This window comes from Pandoraea nosoerga (assembly GCF_902459585.1).
In the GTDB taxonomy this organism is placed as follows: Bacteria; Pseudomonadota; Gammaproteobacteria; order Burkholderiales; family Burkholderiaceae; genus Pandoraea; species Pandoraea nosoerga.
Genome location: NZ_CABPSC010000006.1, coordinates 221,927 through 232,269 on the forward strand (window position 1 = coordinate 221,927; position 10,343 = coordinate 232,269).

10 protein-coding genes are annotated in these 10,343 nt (G+C 65.2%); all 10 read left to right on the forward strand.

Annotated elements, in window-relative coordinates; translation table 11 throughout:
• Positions 1 to 48: 48 nt before the first annotated feature.
• Positions 49 to 1,440, forward strand: a complete 1,392-nt coding sequence (gene atpD, locus PNO31109_RS10320) for a F0F1 ATP synthase subunit beta (RefSeq protein WP_150555509.1) — start codon at positions 49 to 51, stop codon at positions 1,438 to 1,440.
• 146 nt (positions 1,441 to 1,586) lie between these two features.
• Positions 1,587 to 2,006 (forward strand): F0F1 ATP synthase subunit epsilon, encoded by a 420-nt coding sequence (locus PNO31109_RS10325; RefSeq protein ID WP_039406794.1) that lies wholly within the window; start codon positions 1,587 to 1,589, stop codon positions 2,004 to 2,006.
• Between the two features lie 419 nt (positions 2,007 to 2,425).
• Positions 2,426 to 4,144, forward strand: a complete 1,719-nt coding sequence (locus tag PNO31109_RS10330) for an AMP-binding protein (protein ID WP_150555510.1) — start codon at positions 2,426 to 2,428, stop codon at positions 4,142 to 4,144.
• 150 nt (positions 4,145 to 4,294) lie between these two features.
• On the forward strand, positions 4,295 to 5,506 hold the full coding sequence (locus PNO31109_RS10335) for a Bcr/CflA family multidrug efflux MFS transporter (protein WP_150555511.1): 1,212 nt from the start codon (positions 4,295 to 4,297) through the stop codon (positions 5,504 to 5,506).
• A gap of 459 nt (positions 5,507 to 5,965) precedes the next feature.
• Positions 5,966 to 6,283, forward strand: coding sequence for a flagellar transcriptional regulator FlhD (flhD, locus tag PNO31109_RS10340; RefSeq protein ID WP_023598340.1), 318 nt, complete (start codon positions 5,966 to 5,968; stop codon positions 6,281 to 6,283).
• A 66-nt stretch (positions 6,284 to 6,349) separates the two neighbouring features.
• On the forward strand, positions 6,350 to 6,946 hold the full coding sequence (gene flhC / locus PNO31109_RS10345) for a flagellar transcriptional regulator FlhC (protein WP_150555512.1): 597 nt from the start codon (positions 6,350 to 6,352) through the stop codon (positions 6,944 to 6,946).
• Positions 6,947 to 7,062: 116 nt separating this feature from the next.
• Entirely contained in the window at positions 7,063 to 7,923 is an 861-nt protein-coding gene (motA, locus tag PNO31109_RS10350; RefSeq protein WP_150555513.1) for a flagellar motor stator protein MotA, read from the forward strand.
• Positions 7,924 to 7,935: 12 nt separating this feature from the next.
• Complete coding sequence (gene motB, locus PNO31109_RS10355; RefSeq protein ID WP_150555514.1) at positions 7,936 to 8,955, forward strand: flagellar motor protein MotB; 1,020 nt, start codon at positions 7,936 to 7,938, stop codon at positions 8,953 to 8,955.
• Between the two features lie 17 nt (positions 8,956 to 8,972).
• Positions 8,973 to 9,356 (forward strand): response regulator, encoded by a 384-nt coding sequence (locus PNO31109_RS10360; RefSeq protein WP_370750078.1) that lies wholly within the window; start codon positions 8,973 to 8,975, stop codon positions 9,354 to 9,356.
• Between the two features lie 42 nt (positions 9,357 to 9,398).
• A partial coding sequence (locus PNO31109_RS10365; RefSeq protein WP_280525222.1) for an Hpt domain-containing protein occupies positions 9,399 to 10,343 on the forward strand: 945 nt, incomplete at its 3' end.

The window sequence follows — 10,343 nt, forward strand, 5'->3', positions numbered from 1 at the left end:
CCGATGCGCCGCAAGGCGAAATGAATTTGAGTATCTAAAGGAAAAGCGATGAGTACTGCTTTGATTGAAGGCAAGATCGTACAGTGCATCGGCGCCGTGATCGACGTGGAGTTCCCGCGCGAGAGCATGCCGAAGATCTACGACGCGCTCATTATGGACGGTTCGGAACTGACGCTCGAAGTCCAGCAGCAGCTGGGCGACGGCGTGGTCCGCACCATCTGTCTGGGTTCCTCCGAAGGCCTGCGCCGCGGTATGACGGTGAAGAACACCGGTCTGCCGATCACGGTGCCGGTCGGCAAGCCGACGCTGGGTCGCATCATGGACGTGCTGGGCCGTCCGATCGACGAAGCCGGTCCGATCGCACAGGATCACACCCGTTCGATCCACCAGAAGGCGCCGGCATTCGACGAGCTGTCGCCGTCGACGGAACTGCTCGAGACCGGCATCAAGGTTATCGACCTGATCTGCCCGTTCGCCAAGGGCGGCAAGGTGGGTCTGTTCGGTGGCGCCGGTGTGGGCAAGACCGTGAACATGATGGAGCTCATCAATAACATCGCCAAGGAACACGGCGGTTATTCGGTGTTCGCCGGCGTGGGCGAGCGTACCCGTGAAGGGAACGACTTCTACCACGAAATGAAGGACTCGAACGTTCTGGACAAGGTCGCGCTGGTGTACGGCCAGATGAACGAGCCGCCGGGCAACCGTCTGCGCGTCGCGCTGACCGGCCTGACGATGGCCGAGCACTTCCGTGACGAAGGTCGCGACGTGCTGTTCTTCGTGGACAACATCTACCGTTTCACGCTGGCCGGTACCGAAGTGTCGGCACTGCTCGGCCGTATGCCGTCGGCCGTGGGCTATCAGCCGACGCTGGCTGAAGAAATGGGTAAGCTCCAGGAGCGCATTACGTCGACCAAGACCGGCTCGATCACGTCGGTGCAGGCCGTGTACGTGCCTGCCGATGACTTGACCGACCCGTCGCCGGCGACCACCTTCGGTCACTTGGACGCCACCGTCGTGCTCTCGCGTGACATCGCCTCGCTGGGTATCTACCCGGCCGTCGATCCGCTCGACTCGACCTCGCGCCAGATCGACCCGAACGTGATTGGCGAAGAGCACTACACGGTGACCCGCCGCGTGCAGTCGACGCTGCAGCGCTACAAGGAACTGCGCGACATCATCGCGATTCTGGGCATGGACGAACTGTCGCCGGAAGACAAGCTGGCCGTGGCGCGCGCCCGTAAGATCCAGCGCTTCCTGTCGCAACCGTTCCACGTGGCAGAAGTGTTCACGGGCTCGCCGGGCAAATACGTTCCGCTCAAGGAAACGATCCGCGGCTTCAAGATGATCGTCGACGGCGAGTGCGACCACCTGCCGGAACAGGCCTTCTACATGGTTGGCACGATCGACGAAGCGTTCGAAAAAGCCAAGAAGATGCAGTAAACGGTTGAGTGCCGGGAAGCGGCGGCGCCTCGCGAGAGTCGCCGCCGCGCCCGGCAGGTGACTGTTGCAGGGCGGGGTAGCGGAGCGAGGACGGCAACGTCCGGACTGGCGCGCCTGCCGCTTCATCACACTCAACGGGAGCGATTATGGCAACCATTCACGTAGACGTCGTCAGCGCGGAAGAGCAGATCTTCTCGGGTGAGGCGCGCTTTGTGGCGCTGCCCGGCGAAGCGGGCGAGCTGGGTATTCTGCCCGGCCACACGCCGCTGATCACGCGCATCAAGCCGGGCGCGGTGCGCATCGAAGATGAAGCAGGTAACGAGGACTTCGTCTTCGTGGCCGGCGGCATTCTCGAAGTGCAGCCGAACACGGTGACCGTGCTCGCCGACACCGCCATCCGCGGCAAGGACCTTGACGAGGCGAAGGCCGCCGAAGCCAAGCGCCGCGCGGAAGAAGCGCTCGCGAACAAGGACTCGAATATCGAGTACGCGAAGGCACAGGCCGAACTGGCCGAAGCCGTCGCCCAACTCGCGGCGATCCAGAAGTTCCGCAAGGCGAAGATGTAAATTGGCGCCGGTGCCGCGAGAGGCCATCGCGATGTGGCGATGGTGTTCCGCGCGGCCCCGACGCCCGCCGAACCTCACCGGTCCGGCCGAAAACCCCATGCATTCAGTGCATGGGGTTTTTGTCTTTTGGCCCGTCGCAGGGCCACCACGGACCTCCACCGGCCTGCGCCCATCTCGTCGACAGCGTTGTGACGCCATCGTGTCATGACCCGCATCCAGGCCACGCGTGCGACTCAGGGCCATCCCCACTCGTGACGTCACTCGAATTACGTTAACGTAAACGTCAATCGAGTTCGACGCGCTATTGTTATGAACACGAGCCCGCCGTCGTTCGGTGCAACGACAGGCGGGCCATCCACTGGCATGGACGTCGCGCGACAGCATTTCGCCACTTCAGCATTGCTTCAGGAGACACAAGCATGGAAAGCCGGGAAGGTGCGGGCGTTGTACCTCGTAATGGATTGTCGTATGTGAAGGGCGACACCGATGTGCCGCTCTCGACGCTGACGGTATTCGGGCTGCTCGCCGAGACGGCGGCCAGGTTCGCCGAGCGGCAGGCGGTAGTGTTTCGCGAGCAGGGCGTGGACTGGACCTGGCGCGAATTCCTCGCGCATGTGGATACGTTCGCGGCCGGGCTCGTGGCGCTCGGCCTGAAGAAGGGCGACCGCGTGGGCATCTGGTCGCCCAATCGCGTGGAGTGGCTGGTCACGCAGTTCGCCACCGCGCGCATCGGGCTGATTCTCGTGAACATCAATCCCGCGTATCGCCTCGCCGAGCTCGAATACGCCATCAACAAGGTCGGCTGCAAGGCGCTGGTGACAGCGGAGTCGTTCAAGACGTCGCGCTATCTCGACATGCTCGGCACGCTCGCGCCCGAACTCGCGCAGTGCGCGCCAGGCGAGCTTCACTCGGAAAAATTGCCGACGTTGCGCACCATCATTCGCATGGGTGCCGGCATCACGCCGGGCATGATGAACTACAGCGACGTGGTGACGCTGGGCGCCGACGCCGACCTCGCCACGCTGCGCGCGATCTCCGACAGTCTCGACTGCTTCGAGCCGATCAACATCCAGTTCACGAGCGGCACGACGGGCAGTCCGAAGGGCGCCACGCTCACGCACCACAACATCGTCAACAACGGCCGCTTCATCGCCATGGCGATGCGCTTCTCCGAGCACGACAGCCTGTGCATTCCGGTGCCGTTCTATCACTGCTTCGGCATGGTGCTGGCGGTGCTCGCGTGCGTCTCTACCGGCGCGACGATGGTGTTCCCGGGCGAGGCCTTCGACCCGAAGGCCACCATGGCGGCCGTCTCGGAAGAGAGCTGCACGGCATTGCATGGCGTGCCGACGATGTTCATCGCGCAGCTCGATCACCCGGAGTTCGGCAACTACCATTTCGATACGCTGCGCACGGGCATCATGGCCGGCTCGCCGTGTCCGATCGAGACGATGAAGCGCGTGATCAACGAGATGCACATGAGCGAGGTGACCATCGCCTACGGCATGACCGAGACGAGCCCGGTGTCGTTCCAGACCACCACGACCGACCCGCTGGACAAGCGCGTGACCACGGTCGGTCGCGTGCAGCCGCACCTCGAGGTGAAACTCGTCGATGCCGCCGGCGAGATCGTGCCCGTCGGCGAGAAGGGCGAGCTGTGCACCAAGGGCTACTCGGTGATGCTGGGCTACTGGGACGACGAGCCGCGCACGCGCGAAGCCATTCGCGACGGTTGGATGCACACGGGCGATCTGGCCACGCTCGACGAAGAGGGCTATTGCAACATCGTCGGGCGCGTGAAGGACATGCTCATTCGCGGCGGCGAGAACATCTACCCGCGCGAGATCGAGGAATTCCTGTTCCGCCATCCGAAGGTGCAGGCCGTGCAGGTGTTCGGCGTGCCTGACGCGAAGTATGGCGAAGAGGTCTGCGCGTGGATCATTCTGAAGCCGGGGCAGACCGCCACCGAGGACGAGATCCGGGCGTTCTGCAAGGACCAGATCGCGCACTACAAGATTCCGCGCTACATCCGCTTCGTCGACGAAATGCCGATGACGGTCACGGGCAAGGTGCAGAAGTTCATCATGCGCGAGCAGATGGTCGAGTCGCTGGGGCTGTCCGAAGCCAGGACGGCCTGAGCGCGGCGTACACGCTCGCGGGCCGCGGCCGCCTGGCCGCCGCCGGTGCGGGCGACCCCGGCGTCGCCTGCACCCGTGCGCCTGCTGCTCAAGGTTTGGGCGAGACCGGGGACAATGCCGTATCATTCGGGATTACCCTAGGCCCGCATCATGTCCACCCACTATTTCCGCACCGTCTTCGTACTCGGCATCCTGTCGGCCATCGGCTCGCTGTCGATCGACATGTATCTGCCGGCATTGCCCGCGATCGCGCGCGAACTGAATACGACGGACGCGGCGGCGCAATTCACGCTCGCGTCGTTCTTCATCGGGCTGGGGCTGGGACAACTGTTGCACGGCCCGCTCGCCGACCGGTTCGGACGCAAGCGTCCGCTCTACGCCGGACTGGCGCTCTACACCCTGGCGTCGGCCGGCTGCGCGCTGGCGCCGAACATCGAGACGCTGATCGTCTGCCGCTTCGTTCAGGCCGTGGGCGGCTGCGCCTGCTTCGTGATCGCACGCGCCATGGCGCGCGACCTGTTCGATACGAGCACCGTGGCGCGCGTGCTCTCGCGCATGACGCTGATCATGGGCGCGGCGCCCATCCTCGCGCCATTGGCCGGCGGACAGTTGCTGCTCTTCGTGAGCTGGCGCTGGATTTTCTGGGGATTGACCGCCTTCGGCGCACTCTGCTTCGCGATGTCCGTCTACTGGCTGCCGGAGACGCGTGCCGCGGCCCGCGGAGCACGCAACTGGCTCGCGACGGCATGGCACAACTACGGCGTGCTGCTGCGCGATCGTGAGTTCATGGGCAACGCGCTCGCGGGCGGCGTCGCGCAGGCCGGCATGTTCGCCTACATCACCGGTTCGCCGTTCGTTTTCATCAACCTCTACGGCGTCGATCCGGCGAACTACGGCTGGCTGTTCGGGATCAATGCGTGCGGCATCATCGGGGGCTCGCAGATCAACGCGCACCTGCTGCGCACGCGCCGTCCGGCCGACGTGTTGCGGCGCACCAACAATCTCGTCGCCATTCTCGGCCTGCTACTGCTGTGCGTGGCGGCGCTGCGTCTCGGCGGGCTACCCGGGCTGATGGTGCCGCTCTTCGCCTTCGTCGCGAGCCTCGGCTTCTCGCAGCCCAACGCGATCGCGGAAGCCCTGAACCGACAGCACCAGCGCGCGGGCGCCGCGTCGGCGCTGCTAGGTGCGCTGCAGTTCCTCGCGGCGGCAGGCGCCGGTGCGGCGGTCGGGCTACTGCACGCCCGCTCCGCGGTGCCGATGGCCGCCGTCATCGCGGTGTGCGGCGGCCTCTCGTGGTGCCTGCACACGGTGCTCATCCGCCGCGCCGGTTCGGCGCTGCCACCGGCCGCGGGCGCGGCCTGACGTCGATTTCCCGAGTCCCTGGGAACCGCAACCCGAGCTTTCCTTCCAAACCTGGAATTCGTGCCGCGGCACCAGACCTGTAACAGTTTGTAATTGCGCTGTTACGGTGCCCGCTCGATTGGCAAAGTACGGTCCAGACGTCCTGGCAGAAGGCCCCCCAAGTATTTTTGCGAGGACGGCTAAAGTTCGGCGGCAGACCGCCGAAATACAGCCATGTAGTAGAGCGCAGCTTCGTGACGCTTTCATGAAGCCGTCATCCCTCCGCCGCCGATCGTTCGCTCCGAACGCATCGCAGGGGACGTGCGTCCCCGTCCTGTAGGAAAAACTCCTACAAAAAACTTCCGCTTTTCTCATCATTTTCCGTAGTTTTTCTCCGATTTCTTTATCTTTCGCCTTTATCCACAATGCGGGGGTAAAACCAGTAGTACCGCCAGATAATCCATTGCGCCGGGGGGCCGCATGCGAAACAGCGAAACACTGAATGAGATTCGCGAGTTGAATCTCTCCTACCTTGTCCTGGCTCAGCGCCTGATCCGCGAGGATCGCGCGGCGGCGATGTTCCGCCTGGGCATCAGCGATCAGCTGGCCGACGTGCTCGGCAGTCTTACTCTGGCTCAGCTCGTCAAATTCGCGGGGTCGAACCAGCTCCTGTGCCGATTTCGATTCGACGACCACGTAATCCTCTCGAGCCTCACGCATGGCGCGAAAGACGTGGGTATGCAGCAGTCGCACGCCTCGATCCTGCTGGCGGGCCAGCCCGTCGAGCAGATCGGCTGAGCACGCGACACGCGCCGCGTCGCCCCAGGGGGCGGCGCCACGCGTGACTAGCCAGGAAGCCTGTATATGCGTACCAAAAGCGTCGTCCTCGAGGCCAGGGAGATTCAGCTGGCCATCGAGCTGATCGAACTCGGTGCCCGCCTCCAGTTGCTGGAAGCGGAAACGAGCCTGAGCCGGGACCGGCTCATCAAGCTCTACAAGGAACTCAAGGGCGCCTCGCCGCCCAAGGGCATGCTGCCGTTCTCGACCGACTGGTTCGTGACGTGGCTGCCGAACATCCACTCGTCGCTTTTCCACAACATCTACCGCCACCTCGTGCAGTACGGCGGCTGCCAGGGCATCGAAGCCATCGTCAAGGCGTACCGCCTGTACCTCGAGCATGTGGAACTGCATGGATGGGAGGCGGTGCTCGGGTTTACGCGGGCATGGACGCTCGTGCGCTTTTTCGACAGCAAGATGCTGCAGATGACGCCATGCACGCGCTGCGGCGGCCATTTCGTCACGCACGCGCACGAGCCGCATGGCCAGTACGTTTGCGGGCTGTGCGCACCGCCGTCGCGCGCCGGAAAGACCCGCAAAGCAAAGCACGCGCCCGCCGCCGATCTCGCGCCCGCCGCGGCGTCGCCCGCGACCGGCGGCGATATTTCCCCGCTTGCCGCCTGAGCGCGGCCACGTCACGAGGTCGCACCCCCTACAGTTTCCCTGCGTGTCTGCCGTTAAGCCCTCTGAACAGGAAGGACAATTTTCCGTAGACGTATTTTTGCGAGAGGTATCCGGCAGTGCTTGTCGTCATTGGTTACATCATCGTTCTGGCGTCGGTCTTTGGCGGCTTCGTCATTGGCGGGGGCCACCTGGGCGCGCTGTTTCAGCCGACCGAGCTGCTGATTATCGGTGGCGCGGGCGTCGGCTCGTTTGTCGTGGGCAACAACAGCAAGGCGATCAAGGCGACGGTGAAAGCCCTGCCAATGCTGTTCAAGGGCTCGAAATACACCAAGGAGCTGTACATGGAGCTCATGGCGCTCCTGTACGTGCTGCTCGCCAAGGCGCGCAAGGACGGCATGCTCGCCATCGAAGGCGACGTGGAAGACCCGGCCTCGAGCCCCGTGTTCTCGCAGTACCCGCGCATTCTCGGCGAGCCGCGCATCATGGAATTCCTCACTGACTATCTGCGCCTGATGGTCAGCGGCAACATGAATGCGTTCGAGATCGAGAACCTGATGGATCACGAAATCGAGACGTATCGCCACGAGGGCGAAGTGCCCGCGCACTGCCTGCAGAAGACCGGCGACGCCATGCCGGCCTTCGGTATCGTGGCCGCCGTGATGGGCGTGGTCCACACGATGGCTTCGGCCGACCAGCCGCCGGCGGTGCTCGGCGCGCTCATCGCGCAGGCGCTCGTGGGCACGTTCCTTGGCATTTTGCTCGCCTACGGCTTCATTTCGCCGCTCGCGCAGCTCATCGAACACCGTATCAACGAGTCGGTGAAGCTCTACGAGTGCATCAAGGTCACGCTGCTGGCCAGCCTGAACGGCTACGCACCGGCGCTGTCGGTCGAGTTCGGCCGCAAGGTGCTGTACTCCACCGTCCGTCCGTCGTTCGCCGAGCTTGAAGAGCACGTGCGGCAGGTCAAGGCACGTTGACGGGCGGCAGCAATGAGCGAGAAAGAAGAGCGGCCCATCGTCGTCAAGCGCCGCAAGGCGGGCGGTCACGGCCATCACGGCGGCGCGTGGAAGATTGCCTACGCCGACTTCATGACGGCCATGATGGCGTTCTTCCTGCTCATGTGGCTGCTCAGCTCCGTGAGCAGCAAGGAGCTGGCGGGCATTGCCGAATACTTCCGCACGCCGCTCAAGGTCGCGCTCACGGGCGGGCGTAACGCCGCGGAGAACGCCGGCGTGATTCCCGGCGGCGGCGCCGACACCACGCGCACCGACGGACAGAAGTCGCGCGGCGATCAGGTGCGCTCGCGCCAGGCCACGACCACCGAGCTTGCCGAGCGCGCCGATGCGGCGCGTTTGCGTGAGCTCAAGGCGCGCATCGAAAAAGCCATCGAGAATAATCCGACGCTGCGGCAGTTCCGCAAGCAGTTGCTCATCGACGTGACGACCGAAGGACTTCGCATCCAGATCGTCGACGACCAGAACCGACCGATGTTTGCCAACGCGAGCGCGCAGGTGCAGCCGTATATGCGCGACATCCTGCGCGAGATCGGCAAGTCGCTCAACGACGTGCCCAACCGCATCAGCCTGTCCGGTCACACCGACGCCACGGCCTACGCGCAGGGCGACAAGAGCTACAGCAACTGGGAGCTGTCCGCCGATCGCGCGAATGCTTCGCGCCGCGAGCTCATCGCCGGCGGGCTCGACGGCGAGAAGGTGCTGCGCGTGGTGGGGCTCGCCTCGACCGTGCCGCTCGATCGCGACAACGCGTACAACCCCATCAACCGCCGCATCAGCATCATCGTGCTCAACCGGCGCGCCGAGCAGTCGGTCAAGCACGAAGGCGACCAGCCGACGATCGACGCCGCGAACGCGCGCGGCGCAGGGGCAAACGCGGTGAGCGCCGCGCTGGGCGGCGAGCCGCCGGCACTGCCGACGGTGCCGGCCGTGCCCGCGCCGCCCGCGCCTCCGGCAGGTCCGGCCGGTCCGGCCGGCTCGGCCGGCGCACGATAACCGACAAGAGGAGACGCATGCAGGCACTGCGCAACACGATTCTCGCCGTCGACGATTCCGCGTCGATGCGTCAGATCCTGGCGGCCACGCTCGATGAGGCCGGCTACGCCGTGACGACCGCACGCGACGGCCAGGAAGCGCTGGCGCTGGCCTCCAATGCCGCGTTCGATCTGGTGCTGACCGATCAGCACATGCCCGGCATGGACGGTCTGTCGCTCATTCGCGCGCTGCGCGAACTCGACGCATTCGCGCAGACGCCCATTCTGGTGCTCACCACCGAAGTCGACGGCGCCTACAAGACGGCGGCCCGCGAGGCGGGCGCCAGCGGCTGGCTGATCAAGCCGGTCGACCCCGAGGCATTGGTCGACGTGGTGGGCTCGCTCGTCGGCGACGGCGCCTGATGACAGCGTCGATGGCACAACCAAGTTAGGACGAGGAAACCGGTGGATATCACCCAGTTCTACCAGACCTTTTTCGATGAAGCCGAAGAGTTGCTCGCAGAAATGGAGCACCTCCTGCTGGCGCTCGATGTCAACGCGCCCGACAACGAGCAGCTCAACGCGATCTTTCGCGCGGCGCACTCGATCAAGGGCGGCGCCGCCACGTTCGGCTTTACCGCGCTCACCGAGACCACTCACCTGCTGGAAAACCTGCTCGATCGCGCGCGTCGCGGCGAATTGCAGTTGCGCACCGAGATGGTCGACACCTTCCTGGAAACCAAAGACGTGTTGCATCAACAGCTGAATGCCTACCGCGCCTCCAGTGAACCCGACGTCGAGGCGATGACGCGCATCTGCGCGGTGCTCCAGCAACTCGCAGCCGAAGAAAGCGGTGCGCCGGCAACCGCCGCCCCTGCCGCACCCGCCGTTCCTGCCACAGCCGCCGCGCCGGCCGCTTCCACGGCACCGGCCGCCGCCGAGCCCGCCGCGCACGCGAGCGGCGCGCCGACGAGCGCCGTGCCCGCGGGTCAGACGCGTCTGAAGGTCACGCTCACCGGCGTGGGCGAGAAGGACCAGACGTTGCTCGCCGAAGAGCTGGGCAACCTCGGCCAGGTCGCCGGCCGTCAGTCGAGCGGCGACGTGCTGCACCTGTGGCTCGACACCACGTGCGACGCCGACGACATTCTCGCCGTGTGCTGCTTCGTGATCGAGCCGTCGCAGATCGACGTGCAGGACGCCGCCGCGCCGGCGCCGGCCGAGGCGCCCGCAGCGCCCGCCGCCACCTCCGAAATCTCCGCTCCCGTGCCGCCGCCGGCCTCGGCCGCTCCTGCCTCCGCTTGCGCACCGATCGACGTGAGCGCTGCCGAGCCCCTCGCTACAGCCACAGCCGCTCCCGCTGCCGCTGCAGCTCCCGTGCCGCCGCCGGCCGCCGACCCGATCGTCGTGCCG